Below are 24,336 nucleotides of genomic sequence, written 5' to 3'. Positions count from 1 at the left end.
GGCGTGTGTGAGCCACGTCCGGTAACTGGCTTTACCCGCCTGTTACTTGCGCCTAGTGTCCTGCGCTCGTGACACACATTCGTACACGTGTCGCATTCCGGCAGGGTCTACAGGGAAGGGACACCCGCTTTCGTGTCTTCACATAGACAACAGGCATTAACACCACGGCGCCGGACACGCTTCGCGGCCGCGGCCGCGCTGCTCCTGGTCGCCGAGGCCGCGCTCATAGCCGGGGCCTCGCTGCCGGCCGGCGCGGCGCCCGCGCCGAAACCCGGTACCGCGAAGGCGGTCCAGCCGTCGGAGGCCGACATCCTGGCGTCGGACATCGCCTGGGCGGCCGAGCACGCGAAGGGCTCGATCGCCTGGGCCCTCACCGAGGCGAAGAAGACCGGCAAGAAGACCGTCGTCACCGACGAGACGACCGAGACGACGTACACGGTCGCCAACCCGGACGGCACCCTCACCAGCGAACTGACCGCCGGCCCCGAACGGGTCCGGAAGAACGGCGCGTGGCAGAAGGCCGACGCCACCCTCACCGAAGCCGCCGACGGCAGCGTCACCGCGAAGGCGCACCCGGGCGGCCTGCGCCTGGGCGGCAGGAGCGGCACCCCGGCGAAGTCGCTGCGCGCCGCGCAGAACGACACCGCACGTGACCTCGTCACCCTGGGCACGGGCGACGAGCAGGTGACGCTGAAGTGGAAGGGTGGTCTGCCCAAGCCCGTTGTGGACGGCACCACCGCGACGTACAAGAACGCCGTGCCCGGTGCCGACGTGATCGTCGAGGCCACCCGTACCGGCTTCGAGCAGTTCGTGGAGATCAACGAGCGGCCCGCCGGCGCCTACTCCTACACCCTCCCCGTCGAGGCCAAGGGCCTGAAGGCGAAGGCGAACAAGGACGGTTCGGTCACCTTCACCGACGCCAGGACCGGCGCCGCGCGCGCCACCATGCCCGCCCCGGTGATGTGGGACTCCGCCGTCGATACACGCTCCGGCGAGCACACCAACCGCGCCCGCGTCGGCATGGAGGTCGTCGACAAGGGCGCCGGCAAGGTCGACCTGGTCCTCACCCCGTCGGAGGCGTTCCTCGCCGACCCGGACACCCAGTACCCGGTCACCGTCGACCCGTCCACCTCCGCGCTGGCGAACACCTTCGACACCTATGTGCAGCAGGGCGAGAGTGTCGACTGGTCGAGCGACACCGAACTCGACCTGGGCAACCCCGGCACCAAGAACCCCGACGGCACCCCGCGCAGCGCGCGCTCCTTCATCACCTGGAACACCACCCCGATCCAGGACGCGCTGATCGTCGACACCAACCTGTCGCTGTGGAACTTCCACTCCGGCAACACCGACTGCACCGCCCAGAAGTGGACCGTCTGGGACACCAGCGCTCCATCCACCTCGTCCCGGTGGACGGACCAGCCCACCTGGAACCAGGAGTACCACTCCTCCACCGAGACCAAGGGCTCCCCGGACTGCGCCGCCCAGCCCGACGGCTGGATCAACGCCGATGTCGACGCCCTCGTCCAGTCCTGGGCGTCCGCGAAGGCCACCCGCGGCCATATGGGGCTGCGCGCCACCACCGACGACATCAGGGCGTGGAAGCGCGTCAACTCCGCGAACAACACGGCCAATCAGCCCAAGCTGTCCGTGACCTACAACTACCGTCCCTCGGACGGCACGGACCGGCAGGCCGGCGCGCCGTTCAAGTCGTACGCGGGCGTGTGGGCGGTCAACACCACGACCCCGACCCTCCGTGACACCTTCACCGACGCCGACGGCGACACCGTCAGCGGCACCTTCCAGGTCTACGACGCCGCCACCGACACCCCCATCACCACCCCGGCGGGCGAGGGCCTGCTCGTGTCGGGCTTCGTCGCCGCGGGCAAGCCGGCCTCCGTCACCGTCCCGGCCGGCCAGCTCAAGGACGGCAGGACCTACAAGTTCCGCACCAACGCCTACGACGGCACCCACTACAACCTCAACTGGTCCCCCTGGACGCAGTTCGTCGTCGACACCACCGCACCCGGCGAGCCGCAGAGCGTCAGCTCACAGACCTACCCGGAGGACTGGGGCGGTGGCTCGGGCGTCGCGGGCACCTTCGACGTCACCACCGGCGCCCCGGACGCCAACGAGGTCCAGTACCGCCTCGACCCGTACGAGGACGACGCCGCCGACCACGGCTGGCAGTCGACGCGCACCACCACCGCAACGGCGAGGGCCGCGGCTGCGGATGCCACGTACACCCTGACCCCGGCGGCGGACGGCAACCACATCGCGCAGACCCGCACAGTCGACCGGGCGGGCAACGTCGGCCCGATCAAGGACTACGGGTTCACCTCCGGAACCCGGGACTACAACCGCGCGCAGAAGATCGACATCGCGATCCCGGACCTGGATCCCCACGCCGCCCCGCCGGCCCTGACCGACACACCGCAGGCGCCGCCGAAGCCCGACGGCTCGGATTCCGGCTGGAAGGGCTGGGAGCCCCGTACCTTCTCCAAGGGCGGTACGGAGATCACCGTCACGCCGAAGGCGGAACGGTCCCTGGAGGGCACCCGTAAGGCGGCGCAGGCCCTGCGCACCAGGGCGCCGTCCTACCCCGACCCGATCATCAAGGGCGCATGGTGCCAGCCGTCGCTGTACGGCGAGGCGCAGAAGTCGCTGATCACCCGTAACGAGGCGTGCCTGTTCTACGACGTGGGCTACCGGGTGACCTACATCTACCAGGGGCTCCCGGTCGCCACCTACCGCGCCTCCTTCGAGTTCGCCTTCCAGGTCACCACCGACCCGAAGACGTCGCAGATCAAGACCTGGATCCAGATCAACCCGACCTACAGCAACTTCCCGCCGGACGACCGGGCCGTGCTGCTCGGTGACGGCGGCGAGGACGCCTTCATCGACTCCATGTGCTTCAGCGACGGTTGCGAAGGCGGAGCGGGAGCGAAGAACTTCGACTTCTACAACGACCTGAGCTGGCAGGGCGGCGGTGAGTACGACCCGACGGACGGCCACATGGCCACCGGCACCGCCGACCACAAGTGGAACGGCAGCGTCAACAACGCCGGGGGTACGCGCGACGTCGATCTGTCGAAGGAACTCCCGGTCTGGTTCGTGGGCCACTTCGTCACCGAGTCGGGCCCGCCGGACGGCAAGGGCGACAAGGAACTGGACACCGGACCATGGCGTTCCCCCGGCATCGATGTGCGGTGCGACAAGGTCACGGCGAACGGTGCGGATGCCGGTTGCGTACTGCCGCAGTACCTGCCCGAGTACAAGTTCAACACCGCCAAGTACCCGTCGGCGGCCGCGCATGCCTGGCTGATCCAGAACAAGTCGGCGGTCAAGGGAAGCGGCAAGGACCGCTCCGACCCGCTGCGGTACCTCGCGAGGAAGGAGCGCAACGAGTGGTCGTACGAGCGCAAGGACAACCGTGACAAGGTGATGTGCCCCAAGTCGCGCTCCAAGCGGACCGACGGCTGGGTGCCGGACAAGCCGTTCCTCAAACACCCGTGGACGGCCCTGCACCCGGAGATCACCGAAGGGGCCGCCGAGGCGGTGTCCTGCGACGAGTTCCCGTTCTCCTCCACCTACCAGTCACCGGGAGTCCCGGCGGCGAACGACGGACAGAACCCGGCCGGCCCGAACGGCGGCGGCGAGTGCATCCAGACCGTCGCGGCCAGGACGGACGACGGCAGCGAACACCTTCTGGACGACACCCGCTACGACGCGCCGACGTTCAAGGAGAACTGCGGGCGGTCGTCCATGTCCCTGAAGGTCAACTCCGGTTCGATGAATCTGGACAACTTCTACGAAGGGTTCCTGAAGAAGTTCCGGATGCTCGACACGGACGGGTACACCCTCGACCCGGGCAACGCCTGGTTCAAGGGCTGCGACACCACCAAGACCGACCTCGTCTGCACGATGGCCAAGCCCTGAGTACCAGGCCGGCCGGCACCGGGCCCCGGCCCGGCGCCGGCCGGCCGCGTTCAGTGCAGTGGCACCCAGTCGCCGGCGGCCCGCGTGAGCCACGAACTCTCCGGGTCGTCCCAGATCAGGCAGCCGTAAACGAGGCCCGGCACCTCCGACGAGCCCATCAGATCAGCGGGCCCCGCGGTCAGAGTGCGGTGAACGGCCCTCAGGTAGGCGGCGATCGACGGATAGCGCGGAGCGCCGATCCCCTCGGGGAGTTCCCAGGAGCCGACGCCGCCGGGGCCCGCGTAGTGGCCGGACTCGGGCCCGGCCTCGTCCCGGGTGAGCCAGAAAACGACCGGCGCGCCCCACCCGCGCTCGCCGCCGAGAAGCACCGCGGACATCGCCTGCTCCGGAGTGAGGACGACTCCCCCCGGGAGGAAGGCCCCCGAGGCGACCTCCTCCTGCTCGTCGCCTTCGATCTCCTGGTGCTCCACCCCACCGCAGAGCCGCCACAGCGCCGTCAACTCGGCAGGCAGTCCGTACCCGAGGCGTTGCCTCAGCTGACCGTCCGCCGCGGCGATGTCCTCCTCCGGCACCGGCGGCAGCAGGGAAGCGTACGACGTCGGCGCGTGCTCCGCCAGCCAACGGGTGAGAGCGCCCCACACCTCGGCGAGGGCCTCGTCCTCAGGGCTTCGAATCAGCATCCGCCCACCGTAGCAACGGATGAGAACATGCTGCCCAACACACCCGCCCCGCACCCTCGTTCAGGCGCGGGGCGGGCGCGGCCGGCGGCATCCGCGTCCGGGCGCGGGACGGGCATGCCCGGCGGCATCCGCGTCCGGGCGCGGGACGGGCATGCCCGGCGGCATCCGCGTTCAGGCGCGGGGCGCCGCCAGCAGGTCCGCCTCGCCGGCCTCCTCCACCGCCGCCCGCTCGCGCGGACCCATGTCCGGCGGCGTGGTCCGCGAAGCTGTTCAAGACCAACACCCCAACGTCAGGTGCCTCGTTGGGCCAACAGATCACGGCGTCCGCGGCCGGGTTCACGCCGCTCTTGACGGTGCTGCCGGCGGAGACGTGCGACCGGGCGGGCCCTGCCGGGCTCTCCGTGGTCATCGGTCCGGTGGGACTGCTCGGTGTGGCGACGACGCGGGAGGCAGATCAGCCACGGCAGCCGTAGACAGGTCTGCCGGCGCCGGCCGCTTCGGCCACGGCAGACCTCGAAACCCACGACATCGCGTTCACGGGCGGGCGTTCGAAGGCCGGCTCGCTGCCCTCGGGCTGGAGTGGGCTACGGCGTAGCCGCGTTGGACGTGTAGAGGGTCCGTGCCGGAAGGCGTCACGGACCCTCCGTGTGGTCGCTGTCTTCAGGTGCTGCCGTGCTCCATGGCATACAGCTCGTAGAGGATGGCGGCTCCGTCGTCGCCGCGGCGGCCGGACGTGCCGACGTGGGTGAATCCGGCTTTGATCAGGACGCGGCCGGAGGCTGGGTTGTCGGGGTGGTGCATGGCCTCCAGCCGGTTGAGGCCAGCGGTGGTGAAGGCCACGGAGACGACCTGGCCGACGGCGTGGGTGGCATAGCCGTGGCCCCAGCTGTCCTCCCTGAGGATGTAGCTGATGGTGCCCATGGACGGGGTACGTCGCCGCAGGGCGATCAAGCCGATCAGGCCGGCTTCGTTGAGGATGCCCCAGCTCCACTGCGCGCGGGGGGTTTCGGCTGCCCGGGCGAGGGCGGTGCGGATCTTCTCGTGGGCCTGGTCGAGAGTGAGGGGTTTGCCGGTGATGTGCCGGATGGAGGCCCCACTGTAGACGCGGGTGAGGGCCGGTGCGTCGTCGGGGCCCAGGGCGCGCAGAGTCACCATACGGTGATCAGCTCCTTCGCGGTGGATCGGTCGGCGGGATCGGGGGCCGGGCACGCGGTGATGGCGTCCTCGAAGCCGGGGAACGGCCACGGCCTGCTTGGGGCGCTGCAAGGACGGATACGGCCGTCGGAAGATCGTCGATGGTCTCCAGTCCGATGGGGAAGGTACGGCGCTCCTGTGAAGACGAGCACGTGACTCGCCGTTCCCAGGATCTGCCCGGCATCGTCAGCAGCTGATCAAGGTGACTCCCTCGGAGCCCTGACAGACCCAACGACGGCGCCCGTCCAGGGGATGTTCCGTTCCCGGGGCGGACACCGTGTGCGTTCCTGCGGCCACGAGACGGCATGACCAGCCCATGGTGCTTGGCGGGCAGGGAAAGGTTCTGTGAGACGGTCCAGCCGCGCGCAGAGGGCCCGTACGAGGCGGGCGCGGTTCCGGGCGCGGCAGGCGGTGCCTTCCAGCGGTGCGGAGAGACAGCTGTCGGCTTCACGGAGGACGACTTCGGCGAGGGCGCCACGGCGTCGCTCTCGGGCAGGGCGGCGGCGTGGCGCCGGATGCCAAGTGGCCACGGCGCGGGAACGGCCGGCGAGTTGGAGGACGACCTGCCCGTAGTCACGGGGGGGGTGGAGGCCCGGGCTCCTCCACGCGAGCACGATGGTGACAAACGCGTCCTACGGGTCGTGGTCAAGGGAGAGTTCGGCCTCGATCAGGCCGTGCAGGCCGTGCAGGCCGTGCAGGCCGTGCAGGCCGTGCAGGCCGTGCAGGCCGTGGAGCACGGTGCCGCTCGTCGTTGGCCTGCCGCGGCGCGGCCGCCTGTGCCACCCTCCGGGCCGGCCTGGACGGCCTGGGCGAGGAAGCGGGTGTAACCGCGATCAGCGCAGCGTGAGACGAAGCCTCGACGCGCTGGTACAGGTGCAATCAGACGGCGCCCCTGTGTCTACGCCGTCTCCACCGCCGACAGCGTCCATCGGCAGCGCGGACGCGCTCACGTCACCCGGTTGATTGCTGATCAGCGGGGAGACCCACGTGGCTGGATGCGCAGGCATCAGCTGCGGGCCAGGGGGTGAGCAGCCGTCAGTCGCAGCCCTCGGCAGCGGGGACTGGTGACTTCGCAGTCGAGGAAGCCTTCGCGCACCGCGCCAGCCGCCGATCGACCCGGCCAATCGGTCCGGCCAATCGGTCCGGCAGTCGAATGTTCACCCACACGCCGCTGCACGTTCGCAGCACGCGCGATGTACGCCCGAGGGCCGGGCCGGGACACTTCCCTCAGCCCGCCAACCGCATGGTCGCGGGCCAGTCCCGCACGCCAACTCGGAAGGGTCGCTTGTCGATGAAACTCAGGCTCCGCGCGCTCGTTGGGGCGCTGGCCGCCGCCGTGACGCTGGCAACGCTCACCGCCGCCCCCACGGCGAATGCCGCCGCCTCGATTCCGTCGCAGGGATCGCCGACACAGCTCGACGTCGGCAACTGGAACGTCGAGTGGTTCGGTGCGCCGGACTTCGGCCCGACCAACGAAGCGCTCCAGCAGCAGAACGTCCGCGACGTCATGGCGGGCGCCGACATGGACGTATGGGGCCTCTCCGAGGTCGTCAGCACCTCGGCGTTCGACACACTCGTGGCCGGCATGCCCGGGTACACCGGGGTCGTGGCCAACGACCCGATCGTGACGAACGGCGCGCAGTACTACTCGGACTTCAGCAACACCGAGCAGAAGGTCGCCCTCGTCTGGCGCTCCAGCATGGCCACCCTGGTGAGCGCGAAGGTCATCCTGACCGGCCAGAACAGCAACTTCGCCGGCCGCCCGCCGGTGGAGTTCACGTTGCGCGGCACCTTCGACGGTGTCACCCGCGACCTCGTCTTCATCGTCCTGCACGCGAAGTCCGGTTCCACCCAGGACGCGTGGAACCTGCGCAACCCCGCGTCGCAGGCCCTCAAGTCCTACCTCGACACGACCTACCCCACACAGAACGTCTTCGTCATCGGTGACTGGAACGACGACGTCGACACCTCCATCACACCCCAGAAGGCCTCGCCCTACGCCAACTTCGTGAACGACTCGGCGCGCTACACCTTCCCGACACGGGCCCTGTCACTGGCAGGCGTGTCGTCGACGGCAAGCTACCCGGACTTCATCGACCACCAGCTCACCACCAACGAGGTGCAGGCGAAGTACGTCGCCGGCTCGGCGACCGCCTTCCAGCCCCAGGCCTACGTCCCGAACTACACGACGACAACCAGCGACCACTACCCGGTCCTGGCCCGCTTCGACTTCGTCATCGGCGGTGGCGGCGGCGCGAACCAGCGGCCCACAGCGTCATACACGCACACCTGCACCGCCCTCAACTGCACCTTCACCGATGGCAGCACCGACTCCGACGGCACCATCGTCAGCCGCAGCTGGAACTTCGGCAACGGCCAGACCTCGACGGCGACGAACCCGGCCGTGACCTACGCATCGGCCGGAACCTACGCGGTCTCGCTCACCGTCACGGACAACGGCGGGGCCACCCACACCACGAGCCAGAACATCACCGTCACCGCCGGCGGTGGCGGCGGACCCGCCAACGTCATCATCAACGAGGTGCTGGCCAACGAACCGGGCAGCAGCACCGCCGGCGAGGCCATCGAAATCGTGAACACCGGCGGCACGGCAATCAGCATCGCCGGCTGGACCATCCGGGACGGATCGGCCGTGCGGCACACATTCGCGGCCGGTACGACGCTGCAGCCCGGCAAAGCGATCACCGTGTTCGGCGCGGCCTCCGCGATCCCCGGCGGCATCGTCGCGGTGGCAGCCAGCACCGGCGACCTCAACCTGTCCAACAGCGGTGACCAGGTGATCCTGCGGGACTCGGCCGGAGCGACGGTCCAGTCGATGAGCTACACCTCAAGCCAGGCCAACTCCGACGGCGTGTCCATCAACCGAAACCCTGACGGCTCGGCGACCGGCAGCTGGGTCAAGCACAACACCATCAGCTCACTGCCCCGCTCACCCGGCCAGCGCGCCAACGCAACAGCGTACTGAACCCCGACCCACACCCACACCCACACCGGACAGGCTCACTGATCTTCTCAGAACGGGCTGAGCTGTGGTATTGCGCCCGACGATCTCGATCAGCAGGGTGTCCGGAGGGCCTGCTGATCTTGTTCCCGACGGCCTTCGGGAGCGGGTGGCTCCGCTGCTGCCACCCGCTCCCCAGCGGCGCCGCCGTCACCCCGGACGGCCGCGTGTTCCCGACCGGGCCGAACCCCCCGGCGTCACGTACCTACCGCGGTGAAGGCGTGTGCGGGAGAAGGCAAGGGCGATGTTGGAGCGCGGTGCCAAGGCACATGGGTCCGAGACCGATTTGCGGACCACGGAGAGAGTCGGCCCGGTCGTCGAGCGGATGACGGGGGTATCGCTGTCACGGGCGTCGGTCCGGCGTCCGCTGACCGGCCGATTGGACCGGGGTCTGCTGACCGGCCGATTGAACGGGACTCTCCAGCGGCCCGAGAGACGGGCGGCCGAACGGGACAAGCCCGGGATCACCCGCTGCATCGCGCACAAGCGGCCCCGCATCAAAAAGGCGCGGTGAACACACGCGCCTCAATCGTGTCCCCCGACGAACCAGGCGTCGCACCGCTGCCCCAGGCCCACCGCACCTTCGCACCCCGCAGACGCACCCCGCTCCTGCGACACCGGCTGAACTCGAAACACGCGCCGATAGCCACCGCCTGCCGGCTACCACTCCCCCGACCCCAACCACAATCCCCGCCTGTGCTTCCACCTCAAGCCCGACGCCTACGACACCACCGCCCTCATCGAGGTCCTGGAACAGGTCAAGGCGTTCTACCGCGGGGTCAGCGTGACTCTGGTGTGGGACGGCTTGTCCGCCCACTGGAGCCGTGCGATACGAGCCCGGTCGCACAACAGGACTGGCTGACCCCGGAACGACTACCCGCCTACGCGCTGGAGCTCAACCCGGTGGAACTCGTGTGGTCGTCGCTCAAGAAACGCGAACGTGCCAACTTCCGCGACGACCACCTCAGGATGTCGCCGACGCCCCAGCACAAGGCATCTTCCGCGTCAACCACAACCAGCAACTGCCGTAGACGTCGTCCCTCCCTACCACTGCGCTCCCAGGGGGACCAGCCCCGCTGTCCGGAGCCACGTCCGTTCTCCGGCGAGGTGCGCCGGGGCATGGCCTCCCGGCTCTCCCGGGGGGATCATCGAGATGAACCCCTCCGCATTCCTGACCGCCTGACCGTGAGGAGACCTGGTGTTAGAGGAAGCGATGACGGCTCTGGCTCTGACGGGAGCGACAACCGTGGTGGCGGCGATGGCCACCGATGCCTGGCAGACCACCCGCACCGGTATGGCCGTCCTGTTCCGCCGGAGCGGCCGGACACAGCAGGCGGCCGTCGAAGCCCAGTTGGAGGGCAATGCCGCCTTGGTGGCGCAGGCCGAGGACCCCGAGCGCGCCCGGCAGGCCCTGCTTCCGGTCTGGCAGTTGCAGATGGAAGCGCTCCTGCGCCAGCACCCGGACGCCACGGACGACCTGCGGGCCCTGGTGGACAAGGTCCGGGCCGAACTGCCCCGAGCGGAGCAGCACTGGGTGCAGACCAATATCGCCCGGGACAACGGTCGGATATTCGCCTCCCAGCAGGGCGACGTCATCGTGCACGAGCATCCCGACGCCGGCCAGCTGACGCCGCCCACGCCTGCCTCCGCTCCGGGCACGGGTGCCGGGCAGACCTCGTGAGTGAGAACGTCACCGGAGCCGGCGAACTGCCCGGCTCCCGCCAGACAGTGCGCGCGGAGGGCGGCTTCGCCTACGGGGTGATCGGCGCGGACATCCACGTCTTCGGCGACGGCATCCCGCTTTACGTACTGGAGAACTGGCGCCCACCACCGCAGACCGACCCGCAGTGGTTGCAGGAGTTGCCCAGCCGCATGCTCAACGCCCGCTACGCGGTGGTCGGCTTCACCGGCCGCGAGAGCGAACTCACCGACCTGTGCCACTGGCGCGACAACGGGCCGCGGCTGAGCGCCCGCTGGCTGCACGGCCCGGGCGGGCAGGGCAAGACCCGGCTGGCCGACCAGTTCGCCGCCCAGTGCGGCGCCGTCGGCTGGAAGGTCGTCACCGCCACCCACGGACCCGGAACTGTCCTGCCCCCACCCGGCAGCCAGGACCTGCGCCTGGACGGCGCCCGCGGCCTGCTGCTGGTCGTCGACTACGCCGACCGCTGGCCCCTGACCCACCTGACCTGGCTGCTCAGCAACGCCCTGCTCCACCGGGCCGACGTGAGAACCCGCATCCTGCTGCTGGCGCGGACCCTCGACGCCTGGCCGGCGGTCCGCGCCGGGCTGGCCAACCACCAGGCGGGAGCCTCTGCCCAGTTCCTGGAACCCCTGCCCTCCCGGGAGGCCGGCCCGCGCGCAGAAATGTTCCACGCCGCCTGCGCCAGCTTCGCCGCACGCTACAGCCTGACCGCCCCGGTCGGCATCGCGGCGCCCGGCCCGCTCGGGCACCCGGATTTCGGGCTCACCCTGGCCGTGCACATCGCCGCCCTAGTCGCCGTCGACGCCCACGCCACCGGCTGTCGCACCCCCTCCGACATGGTCGGCCTGACCATCTACCTCCTGGACCGCGAACACCTGCACTGGGCCCGCCTGTACGGCGACGCCGGCCACGAACTCCACCCCGCCGAGCGCACCTACTCCACCCCGCCGCAGGTGATGAACCGGACCGTGTTCACCGCTGCCCTCACCGGCAGCCTGGAACCCTCCGCGGGCACCGCTGTCCTTGGCGCCCTGCACCCCCGGCCCGCCCCGGAGAGGGTCCTCGCCGACCATGCCGTCTGCTATCCGCCAGCGGACCCCAGCCGCGACACCGTCCTGGAACCGCTCTACCCCGACCGTCTCGCCGAGGACTTCCTCGCCCTCACCCTCCCCGGCCATCAGGCCGACTACCCCGCCCAGTCCTGGGCGGCCCCCACCACCACCTCTCTGCTCAGCCGGCAGGGCGCCGGCCGATCTGCACCCACCTGGACGCCACGAGCGATCACGTTCCTCGCCAGCGCCGCCCAACGGTGGCCCCACCTCGGCCCCCGCCACCTCTACCCCCTCCTTCGTGCCGCCCCCCGGCTCGCCATCGAGGCAGGCAGCGCCGCCCTGACCGCCCTCGCCGCCCTGGACGACATCGACCCCGCGCTCCTGGACACCATCGGGTCGCTCTTTCCCTACCCCGAACGCCACGCGGAGCTGGACCCCGGCATCGCCGCGTTCACGGTCCGCCTTGCCGAGCACTGGTACTCCCTCAGCGACGACCCGGCCGTGCACGCGAACATTTCCATGCATCTCGCTCTCCGCTACTCCAACGCCGGACTCCATGAGCAAGCCGTGAACGAGCAGGAGTACGCCGTGGCGATCTATCGCCGATTAGGCGCCGGGAACGCCGGGGCCCACTCGCGTGACCTCGGGGTCTCGCTGTACTTCCTCGGGGCTTCTCTGGGGGTCTCGGGAAGAGCGGAAGAGGCACTGGCGGTGACCGAACAGGCAGTAGCCGTCTTCCGGCGACTGGCCGAGACAGACCTCCACACCGGCTCCGCCCCCACCGACCGACAACTCCTCGCTGCCTCGCTGACCAACCTCGGTCTCTGGCTGGCGGCAGTGGGCCGAAGATCCGAGGGCCTCGCGGCATCCCAGCAGGCCGCGATCCTGGAGCAGCTCGACGAAGCCGCCACCGGAAGGGAGGCATCGCATGCGCAATTCCTGCACAACCACGCCAACCACCTGCTGGACGCCGGACGGTCCGCCGAAGCTCTGTCGGCAATCGAGCAGGCAGTGGCTGCCCGGCAGCGACTCGCCGAGGCCAGCCCCTCTACCCACACGCACGACCTGGCGGACTCGCTGACCAACCTTGGCAACAGCCTTGCCTCGATGGGCCGTCGGGAGGCGGCCTTGGAAGCGACCGGGCAGGCGGTCGCCCTCTACCGCCGACTGGCCGAGGTGAACCCCTCTGCCCACGAACCCGGCCTCGCCAACGCGCTGAGCAGCGCCGGTGCCGACCTGGCCGGGACAGGACGGCTCACGGAAGCGATGGAGGCAGGCGAAGAGGCTGTCGCCATCCGGCGTCAACTGGCCCGAGCGAACCCCGCCGCCCACGAACCCGACCTTGCCATCTCGCTCTCCAACCTGGCCCAGTGGCGGTTAAAGGCAGGGCGCGCGCCCGAGGCCCTGGAGGCCGCGGAGGAGGCGGTGGCCATCCACCGCCGCCTGTGCGACATGAACCCGGCGGCGTACGAACCCCGCCTGGCGGACTCGCTCAACACCCTCGGTCAGAGCCTGATGATGCTGGGACGGAGAAACGAGTCGGTGACGGCCATGGGCCAGTCAGTGGCCCTTCTCCGCCGGCTGGCCCACAACGACGCCCCCGCCTACGAACCGAGGCTCGGCCGCTCGCTGCACGACCTCGGCCTCCTCTTCATCATGTGGGAACAATGGGCGGATGCGGAGAGGGCCGCCGAGCAGGCCGTGGCCATTCTCCGCCCACTGACCGAGGCAAACCCCACCCCGCATGAACTCGACCTGGCGAAAGCACTGACGAACCTCGCTGTCTCCCTCGGCCGGCAGGGCCGGTGGGCGGAGGCTGCGCAGGCGGCCGCACAACCGATAGCGCTCTACCTCCAACAGCCCCAGACACCCCTCGCCGGCCACGAAGGACTCCTCGCCCACCTGCTGACCGGCCTCGGTCTCCACCTCGCCGAAACACAGCAGTGGGCCGAAGCATTGGAGGCGTTCACACTGGCCGTATCCGCCCAGCGCCGGCTGACCGAGACCAACCCCGCCACCGCCCCCGACCTCGCCACCTACCTACGCAACCTCGGCAGCCACCTGGCAATCGCAGGACAATGGGACGACGCGGTGAACGCCACTGGAGAATCGGCAGAACTCCTACGCCCACTCACCGCACACCACCCAGGCGCCCACGAACCCGACCTCGCCGCCACACTGACCATCCTCAGCCACGCACTCGAACAACTCGGGCGCCAGGCCGAAGCCAGAAAGGCATCCCGGGAGGCAGCGGCCCTCAACCACCAGCCCCCTCACCGGTAACAGACCCGCTCCCGCGATCCAAAGTCCGCCCTCAAACAGACCTTCCCCACAGCAACAGCAACAGCAACAGCAACGCGAATATGACCGCTGCCTCCTATGAGGTAGCCGTCCTGCCGTATCTGACGGCGACCCCACCGAAGCCTTTGAATCGGTTGAAACAGCACTCAACGATGTTGCCTTGACGGTACATCTGCCGGTCCGACACACGCGGCCGTCCCACCACAGCACGCGGTATGAACAAAACGAACAACTCCCACTCCAGATAGGGATCAGCACACCGAACTCCAGGACCTCGGCTACCGGGGCGGCTGCCAGACGATCAGCGACTATCCGCGACCGCGGCGGCTACGGATCCGCGTTGTCGCTCCAGCACCTCCGGGCGTCCGTCAGGTCACCGGCTGGATGATGCGGCACCCCGAGCACCTTGGCGACAAAGAACGGCACCAGTTCACCGCAGTCCTCGCCAAGTGCCCGGAACTCACCGTCCTACATGGGCATGTCCGCACCTTCGCCGGGATCCCCACCACACGCTCCGGCCAGCACCTCAAAGACTGGATCACCGCCACCCGCACCGAGAACCTGCCCGGCCTGCACACGTTCACCCATGGTCTGGAGAAGGACTTGGACGCTGTGGTTCAGGGCCTGACCACCTGCTGGAACTCCGGTCCGGTGGAAGGCCGTGCCAACCACATCAAGATGATCAAACGCCAGATGTTCGGAAGAGCCAAGCTCCCCCTGCTCCGCAGCGTGTCCTCCTGACGGCAGCAGGAAACAAGGGGACACCGCAGCCGCAGTGTCAGACCGGTGCGTCATGCTCACCGGCATGAACGAAGACGCCTTCTGGCAGCTCATCGAAGAATGCAGGCCCACGGGACCGGACCCTGACGCCGAACGGCTTGCAGCTGAACTGAGCGACCGGCTCGCCCAGTCCCCGCTGTCTGTCGTCACCGGCTTCGCCGAACAGCTGTCATGGACGCTCTACCGTCTGGACCGCAGGGAACACGGAGAGGGACTGTCCGGCGACGCCTTCCTCTACACACGGTGCGCGGTCGTCGCCGCCGGCCGCGCAGCGTTCGAGAGCGTCATCCGAGATCCTGCGGACTTTGTCCCGTACGCCACCGACCACATCTGGGCCGAGAGCCTGCTCTACGCACCGGACCATGCATACGAACGCATCACCGGCGAGAAATGGGACCGCAACACCCGCTACTCCTATGAGTCGTACTCGAACACCGCGGGATGGGCTGACTGAACGCCATCGCTCACGTCTGGCGACGAAGTCGAACCCGTTGATCCTCCTCACGGAATTTGTGCCTGATCCTCTGGGACATCAACGAAGCCAGTCTCCCCGGTCGACGTCAGCCAGGCCCGCGCACTCAAGCGTCTCGCCGACGAACGTGCCGGCCGTGTTCCGGCCAGACCAGCGGCCGTTGGGCCGTACCGCGCGAAAACGGCGGGGAGGGTCAGCGAACGGACGACTCGGCCCGCCCGAGCCGGGCTTCATCCTGCCCATACCGGATTGTCAGTGGTGCCTATCGTCGAGAAGCTGGCTTTCCTCGCAGGATCTGTATGGGTGGGGCCTCTATGGCGAGAACGGTGTGTGGCACGACGAGTTGAAACGCGCCATCCAGCGCGACAAGGAGGACCTCGGGATTTCCGAGGACACCGGGACCAACGTCTACCAGGCGCACGCGGAGCTGCTTCAGCCGGTCGCGTTCAGGAGTGGGAGCCCTTTCGAAGGGCTTGCCGAACTCGTGCACCAGGTCGCCTATCCCGTGGCGGGTTACCGCGCCACCTGCAATCATCCCGCTCATGCTGACCTTCGACGTGCCCGACGGGACCCGCCTCGCCTATCACCGAAAAGGCTCGGGGGGTGACCGACCACTCGTCTGCATCCCCGGCGGGCCGATGATGCGCTCCGCCTACTTCGGCGACCTCGGTGGGCTGGCCGCGCAGCGAGAGCTGGTGCTGCTGGACCTGCGCGGCACGGGGGACTCGGCCAGGCCCGCCGATCTCGCGGGCTTCCGGGTGGACCGTCAGGCCGAGGACATCGAGGCGCTTCGTGTCGCCCTCGGCCTGGAGCAGTTGGATCTTCTTGGCCACTCGGCCGCTGGTGACCTCGTACTGGCCTACGCGGCTCGCTACCCGGGACGGGTTCACTCGCTCGTACTGGTCTGCGCGCGTGCGCGCACTGCCGGGATCGACTTCCCTGCCGAGCGGCGGCGCGAGGCACTGGAGCTGCGCCGTGACGAGCCTTGGTACGAAGAGGTCCGACCGGCTTTCGAGCGGGCGGTGTCCGGGGAGGCGAGCGACGCGGACTTCGCGCTGCTTGACCGCCTGTCCTACGGTCGTTGGGACGCCGCCGCGCAGGCGCACGCCGCAGCGTGCGAGGAGTGGTTCGACGTGGAGGCCGCGAACGCCTACCTGGCCCCGGGCGCCTTCGACGGCGCAGACGCCGCGCGCGCCGTTCTGGCTGAACTGGATGTGCCCGTCCTGGTCATCTCCGGCGAGCTGGACGGGTCCCCGCGTCCGGACTCCGCCGCCGAGGTGGCTGGGATCTTCCCGCGCGGCGAGCACATCGTCCAGGCGGGTGCCGCGCACAACCCGTGGGTGGACAGTCCGGACGACTTCGTGCAGACCGTCATCAAGTTCCTGGGCAAGGACTACGGGTAACAAGGCGTCCCTGACCCTACGGACGGCAAGGGCGTCCGGCGGTCATCCTTCCTTCGGATCCAGGCGGACGACGTTGTCCGGTGCATCCTCGGAGTTCCCCCTCTAGGTTCTGTCCGTGGCGGGTGAGGACGGCGTCCGCGAGCACGAGCTGAGTAACCTGGTGCCGGAACGCCGTGATCTCGGCCTCCCGCGCCCCAACATGCCAGGCCGCGCTGCCGTCTCGGGTGTGCGACATACCGTGGCGGTGCACGGTCTCGCGCAGCGGACCAAAAACACGTTGGCTGGTTCGCCGCGGAGCTGCGAGGATGCCTCTGTTTCTCTCGCGGAGGACACTTGTTTGTTTTCGTGTGTGCTGGCTGTGGCGCCAGGCTGACTATCCCGCTGTCCCCGGTCGAGCTGCCGGCCCACGCCCATCAGAAGTTCGGGAACGGGATTCAGCTCCCAGTGCTGATGGAGTCGGGCACATTCGCCGTCGAACCGGAACCCTGGGGGGCGCCGTGGCGGAGGTGGGAGGAGATCGACCCGGACGAGGCGGCGGCACGCGGCATCCACGCTCCGGTCCATGCCTTGTCCGACGGTGCACCCGGCAGCATTGTCATCGCACCTGGGGATACCCGCGGCACCGTGCTCGTCCCGGGGGAAGGCGGCGGCTACTGCTGTGGCCTCGACTGGGGTGACGGCCCCAACATGGCCTGCGAGGCGTGCGGCCTACCCGTGGCGAGCCGGATCGACGACTGCTCACTCTGGCAGGCGGTCTGGCTCGCGCCGGATGCCGTGCACCGCCTCCCCGCGAAGAACAGCGACACCGCAGTGCTCTCCTGGGCGGAACTGTTGGAGGAAGGGAAACACACGCCCCCGATCGAGCCGATCACCAGATGGGGCTCGCTGCTCGGGCTGGACCACTGGTGGTCATGGAGCCCGCAGTGGGAAGCGGCAGCCGGCCGGGCCCTGGCCCACCTGCTGGCAGCTTCGGGTGGCCGACCTGTGACTGTCCCGCACGGCCTGATCGCGGAAATGTTCCAACGCGCCCTCGACGCAATGCTGCCCGCGGTCCAGCCGGCCCGGCGCGCCGTCTTGGCCGGCCCGGGACTGTCCGCCCCCGACACGGACGCCGACATAATCCTCGTACCGACCCACCCGCAGACGGGGGAACCCTGGAGTCCGGCCGGCCCGAACGCATCAGCACACCCGGTGCCGCTGCCGTTCGGGGTGTGGATGTGGATGGCCTTCGCCGAGCCACACCTACACCTCCCCGCGTCGGGAGCGATGCCCGACGGCGTACTCCGCGACGACCCACCCACGCCGCGCCCCAATCGCCTGTTCCGGGCCGACCCAGGAACCTTCCAGCACACGCTGGTCCGGTTGCCGGCCGTCCGCAGCCCGTGGCTGCGCGAGATCCTCGAGAACCTCACGCACCACATGCGCGCTGGCCTCTTCTAGCGGCTGGGAGGGGCGCTGGTGTTCACTCTCCGGAACTGCCGCAATCGAACAGCACCGGGCAGTGGTGCCACCCAAAGTGGTGAACATTCGCTGCCCGTTCTCGGGTTCTGGCAGACTTCCGTGCAGCGGCCACTGTGAGTGATGGCTGGGCGTCTCGGGGCAGCTTCGGAAGTCGCCCGAAAATCGGCCGTCGGCGCAGCGGTTGGGCTGAAAGTCCGGGTCGTGGAAGATGTTGCACTCCGGTTGAAGGCACTGTTGTTCCCGTCGATCACGGACATCTCGGTGCTGTCGGTAGACGTGAACATCGAGATAGTGCGTGTTGAAGCGCAGTGCACGAAGATCGGCGCCGCCTGCCCGGGATGCGGGGCTTGGTCGACCCGGGTGCATAGCTCCTACCTGCGGTTTCCTGCTGACGCGCCGAGCGCTGGCCGAAGTGTCGTGCTCCAGTTACGGGTTCGGCGGTTCCGATGCCGCAACACGCTGTGCCACCGCCGAACCTTCGTGAAACAGATATCCGGCCTGACCCGCAGGTACGGCCAGCGCACCGAGCGGCTGCGCTCCGCTCTGGCCGCAGTTGGTCTTGCCCTGGCCGGACGGGCTGGCGCTCGACTGGCTGCCGTCCTCGGCTTGTCCGTTAGTCGGTGCGCGGTCTTACGCCTGGTCGACGCCTTGCCCGAGCCGGTGGTGCCGGAGCCGCGGGTGGTCGGCGTCGACGAGTACGCCACCCGCAAGGGCCGCCACTACGGAACCGTGCTGGTGGGCGTTGAAACCCGCCGACCGATCGACCTGCTCCCGGATCGTGAGGCTTCCACTCTGGCCGCCTGGCTCGCACAGCGGCCCGGTGTCGAGGTCGTATGCCGGGGCCGCGCGCCGTTCTTCGCTGAAGGCGCCGCTGCTGGAGCGCCGCAGGCGGTGCAGGTCGCGGATCGGTGGCACCTGTGGAACAACTTGAGCGAGGCCGCTGAGCAGAGTGTCGCCCAGCACCGCCGCTGTCTGCGCGTCCTGACGCCTGCGGCGTCTCACGCCGAAGCCGAGAACGTTCCGCCCTCAGACCCGTCCGTGTCGCCTTGGCCGACGGGCCACCGCTTTGCCGATCGGACTCGGGCCCGGCATGCAGCCGTCCATGCTCTGCTGGAGGCGGGACACAGCATGCGCTCGGTCCAGCGGCAGCTCGGGATGAGTCGGCACACCGTCAGAAAATTCGCCGACGCCGCGAAACCGGAGGACCTGTTCACCGGCCAGTGGCAGAACCGATCCTCGGGCGTCGATGACTACAAGCCTTAACTCGACGACCGCTGGAACGAGCGCTGCAATAGTGCGTGGAAGCTTTGGGAGGAGATCGTGCCACTCGGCTATAAGGGCAGCTACCAGCGGGTTCACGCCTACCTGCAGAATAAGCGCGCCTCGCCACGACTGGTGACCGCTCGGCCGCCCTCGCCCCGTGCCGTCGCCGGTTGGATCCTCCGGCACCCGGAGACCCTCACCGAATCCGAGCAGCTCCAACTCAAGGCCGTCCGGAGCCACTGCCCCGAACTCGACGCGCTCACCAGGCACGTCCGTTCCTTCGCGGTAATGCTGACCAGCCGACAGGGAGAGCGGCTGCCGGACTGGCTCGATGCCGTCCGGCAGGACGACCTGCCCAGCCTCCACACCCTCGCCGCCGGCATCGACCGAGACCGCGACGCAGTCATCGCGGGCCTCACCCTGCCTTGGAACTCCGGCGTCGTCGAAGGCCACGTCAACCGCATCAAGATGCTCAAGAGACAGATGTTCGGCCGTGCTGGGTTTCACCTCCTGCGAAAGCGTGTACTCCTCGCCTGGCGGACAGACGGTCTCACGCCGTACGCCGTCTGAGTCGGTGGCGCGATCAGACGTTGTTGAGTAGCGTCCAGCCTTTGATGACTGAATCCTGGGACTCCATCGCGGACTGGTATGCAGAGCTCGTGCAGTCGGGGTCTGCCCTGCACGGCTTCGGGCGCGACAGCTTGCTCGCCCGTCTCCCTGAGCTTCTCATCGGGCAACGTGTTCTCGACCTTGGGTGCGGAGAGGGCATCATCGCCCGTGCTCTGGCTGCTCGCGGAGCGACGGTATGGGGTATCGACTCATCGCCTCGAATGATCAAAAACGCCCGCACTGCCGAAAAAGCCGGCCCAGCGGTGCGGTCTTCTCAGTCGACGACGGGTGCACGCTGGCGACGGTCGCCACAGCTTCCGTGGACTGGGTGACCGCGGGGCTCTCGCTGAACAACGTGCCTGACCTCGACGCCGCACTCGCGGCTGTCCACCGAGTCCTTGCTCCGGATGGCGTCCTGATCTTCACAGTCCCGCATCCCTTTTTCGAGGCACCACACGCCGCATGGACCGAGACTGAAGAGGGAACCACGCGCAGAATCGTCGGGGACTACCTCGCCGAAGGCTTCTGGCGCTCCAGCAACCGTAACGGCGCCCGTCGAGCAGGAAACCAGCACCGGAAGCTGTCCACCTATATCTCCGCATTGATGCGCAACGGCTTCGAAATCGCAGCCGTCGACGAGCCGACACCGGACCGTAGTGTTGCTACCGCCCAACCGCAGCGCGCTGGGCTGCCGCCCTTCATGCTCTTCGACGTGCGTCGAGCGTGACCGTGTACCGACAACTGCTTACCCAGCGTGATCACTGCACGGAAGATGAACCAGAACCGTGAGAAACGTGGATAAAGCCACACCGTCGAGCAGTTGGAGCCGGACAGGGCTCCGGGAGGCCGACAGGGCTGTGGCGAGAAGGTCGTTGAGGTAAAGCTGGGCATAGTCCTCGACACCATCATGAAACGGGCCGACAAACTCACCGATCAACGGCGGGCGGAGCTCGAACGCACTTGGCGTGCGCTGGACGGCAGCAGCGGCCGGTTGGACGCGCTGATCCTGGCTTGGTGAGTGGGGGTCATGAGAAGCCTGTGCCGAGGCGGCTGAATGGCCCAGCGCGGTACCTCCTGTCAACGCGGGTCCGTCCGGTGCGTTCCAGGGCGATGCGGTATGGGCGGTCAGGCGGGCGGCCCAGTTGCGGAAGTTGCCGTCGGCGCGCGGCTGTAGGCGAAGGTGATGTCGTCGGAGTCGGCGTCAGCCCAGATCGGGTGGGGCTCTGTCCGCCGGGCGAGTGATCGCATGCCGTCGGCACGGGTTGCGCCCGCCCCGGGAACCGAGAGCGGGTGCAACCCGTCGAAGCGGCACCGACTCACGGCAGGAGCCGTCATGCTGACAGCCCGTCCGATTCTCATCGCCGCGTTGCTCGCTCTCGGGACGACAGCCTGCGGCTCCGCCACCGAATCCGGGTCCCCGCCGGGTCCGCCCGCGAGCGTTGACGCTGCCGTGACGCCGAAGGCCGCCCCGTGGCAGGAACCGGACCACTACTCGTACCGGCTCCTCTCCACGTCCGGAGAGCGCTCCTTCCTCGGCGCCTACCGGATCACCGTGAAGAACGGCAAGGTGACCGAGGCGGTCGGCCTGGACGCCCAGGCCAAGCTCACCGTGGCACACAACCTCGAGAGCGTCCTGACCATGGGCGAGCTCCTCGATGAACTCGACACAGCCCGCGCAGACGACGCGGCCGTCGCGCACGCGCAGTACGCACCTGACGGGCACCCGACCGAGATCCGGCTCGACTGGGACAAGCGCGCGATCGACGATGAGGCGGACTACGTGATCACCGAATACCGCTCCTACAGCTGACAGATGATTCCGGTGCTCACCGATGAGTTTCGTCAGCATCTCGCCTGAGCCTGAATCCACCGCCTTGGATTGAAAAGGATCTTCTGGCGATTCTCTGGGCTGCTTCCGGGGGCGTCGAGGCCGCCCTCGCCGAGGTGGAGGCGAAGGACGCGGAGCTGGAGCATTCACTCGTCGTCGCGTCAGTGGCCCGGAAATACGACCTGCCCGACGAGCTGGCCGGGCGTCTACTACTCCGGCCGTAGATCGCTGGTGCGTCCGTCCGCCCGACCGTGCCTATGGGTGCGTGTCCGTGATCGCGATGACTTCGTCGAGGCGGTCCAGGGCGGCCTGCAAATCGTCGACCTTGGCCTGGATGCGGTCGCGCTCGGCGCGCAGCATGGCTCGTTGCTCGGTGTCGGTGTGCCCGGAGTCCCAGCACGGAAGGAGTTCCGCGATCCTTCGGCTGGTCAGGCCGGCGGCGAACATCTGCTGGAAGAAGCGCACCAGGGGGATGGCGTCCTGCCGGTAGAGGCGCTGGCCGGATGGGCTGCGCTCGGCGATGAGCAGTCCTTGCTGCTCGTAGTAGCGCACGGCGCGTGCCGAGACACCGGCGGCCCGCGCCACCTCGCCGATGCGGACGAGCCGATCGGCCGCGGTCTCCGTGACGGTCATGGTGATGCCCCTCACCCCGGTCCTGACGACCAGCACTTGCCTTTGACATTGACGTCAGGTTTTAGCGTACCGGTCATGGATGTCAACAACTCAGTTGCCCTTGTCACCGGAGCCAATCGCGGCCTGGGCCGCGCCTTCGCCCAGCGCCTGCTCGAACGGGGCGCCCGCAAGGTCTACGCGCCGGCCCGCCGGCCGGAGTCCGTGGACCTGCCCGGGGTTGTGGTGCTGCCCCTCGATATCGCCGATCCCGCATCCGTGAGGGCTGCCGCCGAGGCCGCCCCGGACGTCTCGCTGCTCGTCAACAACGCGGGGATCCAAACGGGGACCGACCTGGTGACCGGTTCGCTGGACGCGGTGCGGCACGAGATGGAGACCAACGTGTTCGGCCACCTGGGAATGATCCGGGAGTTCGCGCCGGCGCTCGCCGGGAACGGCGGGGGCGCGATCGTCAACGTCCTCTCCGCCATGTCGTGGTTCGGGGGCAAGGGCGCAGGCGCTTACCACCTGACCAAGGCCGCCGCCTGGGCGATGACCAACGGCGTCCGCCTGGAGCTCGCCGGGCAGGGCACGCTCGTGACGGGGGTGCATCTCGGTCTGGCCGACACCGACATGGCCGCGGGCTGGCCCGTGGACAAGATCGCGCCGTTGGACCTGGCCGACGCGGCGCTCGACGGTGTCGAGGCGGGCTCCGCCGAGGTCCTCGCCGACCAGTGGAGTCGGGACGTGAAGTCCCGGCTGCCGCTGACGCCGGAAGAGTTCAACGCCGCGATGGACCGCGCCCTGGCGGCGCTCACGGCGGCCTGAGGGGTCCCTCGGGCCACGCTGGCTTCGGTCGGTTGCTTCTGAGGTCGGTCAACTAGCTCGTACTCCATCCGCAGTTGTGGATCTTCATGTTGTGGTCTCGCGTCGGCGGTAGTGGCAGTCGCGGGCGCGGGCCCGGTGTCGGCGACGCCATAGGGACCAGCGCAGGCGATGGTCGCGTTGGCCGTTCGGGGATGCGGAGTAACGTCGCACTCCTCCAGGAAGAACCATTCGGTCGGCCGCGCGAAGGCCTCGGTCCCGATGCGGACGCGTCGGCTGGTGCCTTCGCTGTCCAGGCGAATGCGGTGCACGTACCAGCGTTTGATCAGGGTGTCCTGGTCCACCGGGACCGAGATGCCGAGCACCGGTTCGTGCGGGCTGTCCCGCTCCGGTGCGACGCTTTGGCCCAGGTGCACACGCAGCCTCCTGTGCGCGAGCTGGATACGGATACGGGGGAACGAGCGAGGAGGGTTCACGCCGTGAAGGTCCGCTGCTGTCACGGTGTGATGTGGCGGTAGCTGACGACGGAGGACGGGGCGGGGAGTTGCNGAGTAGGGATGAGGGCCGCCCTGGCGCCACGCGATTCCGCGTGGTGGCTTCGGTTCCGGTCACGGTGTGATGTGGCGGTAGCTGACGACGGTGGACGGGGCGGGGAGTTGTGCGGTGGTGACGGTGCGGCCGGTGCCGGGGGCGTGGATGACCTTGCCGTCGCCGATGTAGAGCTGGACGTGTCCGCCGTTGTTGCTGATGATCAGGTCGCCGGGTACCAGTCCGTCGCGGGTGGTGGCTTTGCCGGCCTTCACCTGGCCCCACGTGGTGCGGGGGAGCTTCACCCCGGCTTTCTCCCAGGCCCGCATCACCAGACCTGAGCAGTCGTAACCGCGCGGGCCGGTACCGCCCCAGACGTAGGGCTTGCCGAGCTGGTCCCGCGCGAAGGCGACGACCGCTTTCGCCCCCGACGTGGGTGCCGTCTTCGGTGCCTTCTTGGGCGCCTTGTCGGGTGCCTTCTTCTTCGGCGGGTCGGACTTGGACGGGTCGGACTTCGGCGGATCCGACTTGGGCGGATCGGCGTCCGGGAGTTCCGTCTCCGGCAGGTCCAGTTGCCCTTGCGCGGAGGGCGGGGTGCCGGGGACGCGCAGGGTGTCGTCCGCGTAGATGAGTGTCGAGGTGCCCAGATCGTTCAGCTCCTGGAGGGC

At 68.7% G+C, this 24,336-nt stretch carries 18 protein-coding genes and 2 pseudogenes; 15 read left to right on the top strand and 5 right to left on the bottom strand.

What is annotated here, in order from left to right:
* Positions 1–132 precede the first annotated feature (132 nt).
* Positions 133–3,939, top strand: a complete 3,807-nt coding sequence (locus M1203_RS37565; RefSeq protein WP_374404803.1) for a DNRLRE domain-containing protein — start codon at positions 133–135, stop codon at positions 3,937–3,939.
* A gap of 50 nt (positions 3,940–3,989) precedes the next feature.
* Here M1203_RS37565 and M1203_RS37560 read toward each other — a convergent pair whose 3' ends face one another.
* Both M1203_RS37560 and M1203_RS37555 read right to left on the bottom strand, forming a co-directional pair.
* Entirely contained in the window at positions 3,990–4,619 is a 630-nt protein-coding gene (locus M1203_RS37560; RefSeq protein ID WP_249954358.1) for an SMI1/KNR4 family protein, read from the bottom strand.
* 660 nt (positions 4,620–5,279) lie between these two features.
* Positions 5,280–5,774 carry a GNAT family N-acetyltransferase gene (locus M1203_RS37555; RefSeq protein ID WP_249954357.1) on the bottom strand — a complete coding sequence of 165 codons (495 nt, stop codon included), beginning with the start codon at positions 5,772–5,774 and terminating at the stop codon, positions 5,280–5,282.
* Positions 5,775–7,104: 1,330 nt separating this feature from the next.
* Here M1203_RS37555 and M1203_RS37550 point away from each other — a divergent pair.
* The 6 genes and pseudogenes from M1203_RS37550 (at position 7,105) to M1203_RS37530 (ending at position 15,124) form a co-directional block, all read left to right on the top strand.
* Entirely contained in the window at positions 7,105–8,799 is a 1,695-nt protein-coding gene (locus M1203_RS37550; RefSeq protein ID WP_249954356.1) for a lamin tail domain-containing protein, read from the top strand.
* A gap of 64 nt (positions 8,800–8,863) precedes the next feature.
* A pseudogene (locus M1203_RS39400) lies at positions 8,864–9,043 on the top strand (hypothetical protein); the annotation flags it as partial.
* A 1,005-nt stretch (positions 9,044–10,048) separates the two neighbouring features.
* Positions 10,049–10,516 (top strand): hypothetical protein, encoded by a 468-nt coding sequence (locus M1203_RS37545; protein ID WP_249954355.1) that lies wholly within the window; start codon positions 10,049–10,051, stop codon positions 10,514–10,516.
* Positions 10,513–13,872 carry a tetratricopeptide repeat protein gene (locus M1203_RS39140; protein WP_249954354.1) on the top strand — a complete coding sequence of 1,120 codons (3,360 nt, stop codon included), beginning with the start codon at positions 10,513–10,515 and terminating at the stop codon, positions 13,870–13,872. The genes M1203_RS37545 and M1203_RS39140 overlap by 4 nt, the downstream gene beginning before the upstream one ends.
* 402 nt (positions 13,873–14,274) lie before the next feature.
* Positions 14,275–14,631 carry a transposase gene (locus tag M1203_RS37535; RefSeq protein ID WP_249954353.1) on the top strand — a complete coding sequence of 119 codons (357 nt, stop codon included), beginning with the start codon at positions 14,275–14,277 and terminating at the stop codon, positions 14,629–14,631.
* A 64-nt stretch (positions 14,632–14,695) separates the two neighbouring features.
* Positions 14,696–15,124: a DUF4240 domain-containing protein gene (locus M1203_RS37530; protein ID WP_249954352.1), complete on the top strand. Its 429-nt coding sequence runs from the start codon at positions 14,696–14,698 to the stop codon at positions 15,122–15,124.
* A gap of 280 nt (positions 15,125–15,404) precedes the next feature.
* Here the strand turns inward: M1203_RS37530 and M1203_RS37525 are convergent, their stop codons facing one another.
* The gene (locus tag M1203_RS37525) at positions 15,405–15,686 is read right to left on the bottom strand and encodes a hypothetical protein (RefSeq protein ID WP_249954351.1); all 282 of its coding nucleotides are present in this window, start codon (positions 15,684–15,686) and stop codon (positions 15,405–15,407) included.
* On the opposite strand from M1203_RS37525, the gene M1203_RS37520 reads away from it, so the two are divergent.
* The 7 genes and pseudogenes from M1203_RS37520 to M1203_RS37490 all read left to right on the top strand — a co-directional run bounded on the left by M1203_RS37520 (position 15,685) and on the right by M1203_RS37490 (position 21,688).
* The gene (locus M1203_RS37520) at positions 15,685–16,545 is read left to right on the top strand and encodes an alpha/beta fold hydrolase (protein WP_249954350.1); all 861 of its coding nucleotides are present in this window, start codon (positions 15,685–15,687) and stop codon (positions 16,543–16,545) included. The two genes, M1203_RS37525 and M1203_RS37520, sit on opposite strands and share 2 nt — an antisense overlap.
* A 333-nt stretch (positions 16,546–16,878) precedes the next feature.
* Complete coding sequence (locus M1203_RS37515) at positions 16,879–17,985, top strand: hypothetical protein (RefSeq protein ID WP_249954349.1); 1,107 nt, start codon at positions 16,879–16,881, stop codon at positions 17,983–17,985.
* A 222-nt stretch (positions 17,986–18,207) separates the two neighbouring features.
* Positions 18,208–19,269, top strand: a complete 1,062-nt coding sequence (locus M1203_RS37510) for an ISL3 family transposase (RefSeq protein WP_249954348.1) — start codon at positions 18,208–18,210, stop codon at positions 19,267–19,269.
* A gap of 57 nt (positions 19,270–19,326) precedes the next feature.
* Positions 19,327–19,839 carry a transposase gene (locus M1203_RS37505; protein ID WP_249954347.1) on the top strand — a complete coding sequence of 171 codons (513 nt, stop codon included), beginning with the start codon at positions 19,327–19,329 and terminating at the stop codon, positions 19,837–19,839.
* 44 nt (positions 19,840–19,883) lie between these two features.
* Positions 19,884–20,087: pseudogene (locus tag M1203_RS39395) on the top strand (class I SAM-dependent methyltransferase); the annotation flags it as partial.
* The gene (locus tag M1203_RS37495) at positions 20,075–20,605 is read left to right on the top strand and encodes a class I SAM-dependent methyltransferase (RefSeq protein ID WP_374404802.1); all 531 of its coding nucleotides are present in this window, start codon (positions 20,075–20,077) and stop codon (positions 20,603–20,605) included. The pseudogene M1203_RS39395 and the gene M1203_RS37495, both read left to right, overlap by 13 nt.
* 606 nt (positions 20,606–21,211) lie before the next feature.
* Complete coding sequence (locus tag M1203_RS37490; RefSeq protein ID WP_249954344.1) at positions 21,212–21,688, top strand: DUF6174 domain-containing protein; 477 nt, start codon at positions 21,212–21,214, stop codon at positions 21,686–21,688.
* A 273-nt stretch (positions 21,689–21,961) separates the two neighbouring features.
* On the opposite strand, the gene M1203_RS37485 is transcribed toward M1203_RS37490, so the two are convergent.
* The gene (locus tag M1203_RS37485) at positions 21,962–22,339 is read right to left on the bottom strand and encodes a MerR family DNA-binding transcriptional regulator (protein ID WP_249954343.1); all 378 of its coding nucleotides are present in this window, start codon (positions 22,337–22,339) and stop codon (positions 21,962–21,964) included.
* Positions 22,340–22,414: 75 nt separating this feature from the next.
* Here M1203_RS37485 and M1203_RS37480 point away from each other — a divergent pair, with 75 nt between their 5' ends.
* Positions 22,415–23,143 (top strand): SDR family oxidoreductase, encoded by a 729-nt coding sequence (locus tag M1203_RS37480; RefSeq protein ID WP_249954342.1) that lies wholly within the window; start codon positions 22,415–22,417, stop codon positions 23,141–23,143.
* A 605-nt stretch (positions 23,144–23,748) separates the two neighbouring features.
* Here the strand turns inward: M1203_RS37480 and M1203_RS37475 are convergent.
* The coding region (locus M1203_RS37475; protein WP_249954341.1) for a C40 family peptidase at positions 23,749–24,336 on the bottom strand (588 nt) is incomplete at its 5' end.

This window comes from Streptomyces sp. 35G-GA-8, assembly GCF_023534745.1.
In the GTDB taxonomy this organism is placed as follows: Bacteria; Actinomycetota; Actinomycetes; order Streptomycetales; family Streptomycetaceae; genus Streptomyces.
Note: the sequence above shows the minus strand (reverse complement) of the source record. Positions and strands in the feature narration are given on the sequence as shown.

Coding starts and splice junctions, on each gene's coding strand:
- M1203_RS37560 (WP_249954358.1), bottom strand. CDS start 4,619: ATGCTGATTCGAAGCCCTGAGGACGAGGCCCTCGCCGAGGTGTGGGGC.
- M1203_RS37555 (WP_249954357.1), bottom strand. CDS start 5,774: ATGGTGACTCTGCGCGCCCTGGGCCCCGACGACGCACCGGCCCTCACC.
- M1203_RS37550 (WP_249954356.1), top strand. CDS start 7,105: ATGAAACTCAGGCTCCGCGCGCTCGTTGGGGCGCTGGCCGCCGCCGTG.
- M1203_RS37545 (WP_249954355.1), top strand. CDS start 10,049: ATGACGGCTCTGGCTCTGACGGGAGCGACAACCGTGGTGGCGGCGATG.
- M1203_RS37535 (WP_249954353.1), top strand. CDS start 14,275: ATGATGCGGCACCCCGAGCACCTTGGCGACAAAGAACGGCACCAGTTC.
- M1203_RS37530 (WP_249954352.1), top strand. CDS start 14,696: ATGAACGAAGACGCCTTCTGGCAGCTCATCGAAGAATGCAGGCCCACG.
- M1203_RS37520 (WP_249954350.1), top strand. CDS start 15,685: ATGCTGACCTTCGACGTGCCCGACGGGACCCGCCTCGCCTATCACCGA.
- M1203_RS37525 (WP_249954351.1), bottom strand. CDS start 15,686: ATGAGCGGGATGATTGCAGGTGGCGCGGTAACCCGCCACGGGATAGGC.
- M1203_RS37495 (WP_374404802.1), top strand. CDS start 20,075: ATGGGGTATCGACTCATCGCCTCGAATGATCAAAAACGCCCGCACTGC.
- M1203_RS37490 (WP_249954344.1), top strand. CDS start 21,212: ATGCTGACAGCCCGTCCGATTCTCATCGCCGCGTTGCTCGCTCTCGGG.
- M1203_RS37485 (WP_249954343.1), bottom strand. CDS start 22,339: ATGACCGTCACGGAGACCGCGGCCGATCGGCTCGTCCGCATCGGCGAG.
- M1203_RS37480 (WP_249954342.1), top strand. CDS start 22,415: ATGGATGTCAACAACTCAGTTGCCCTTGTCACCGGAGCCAATCGCGGC.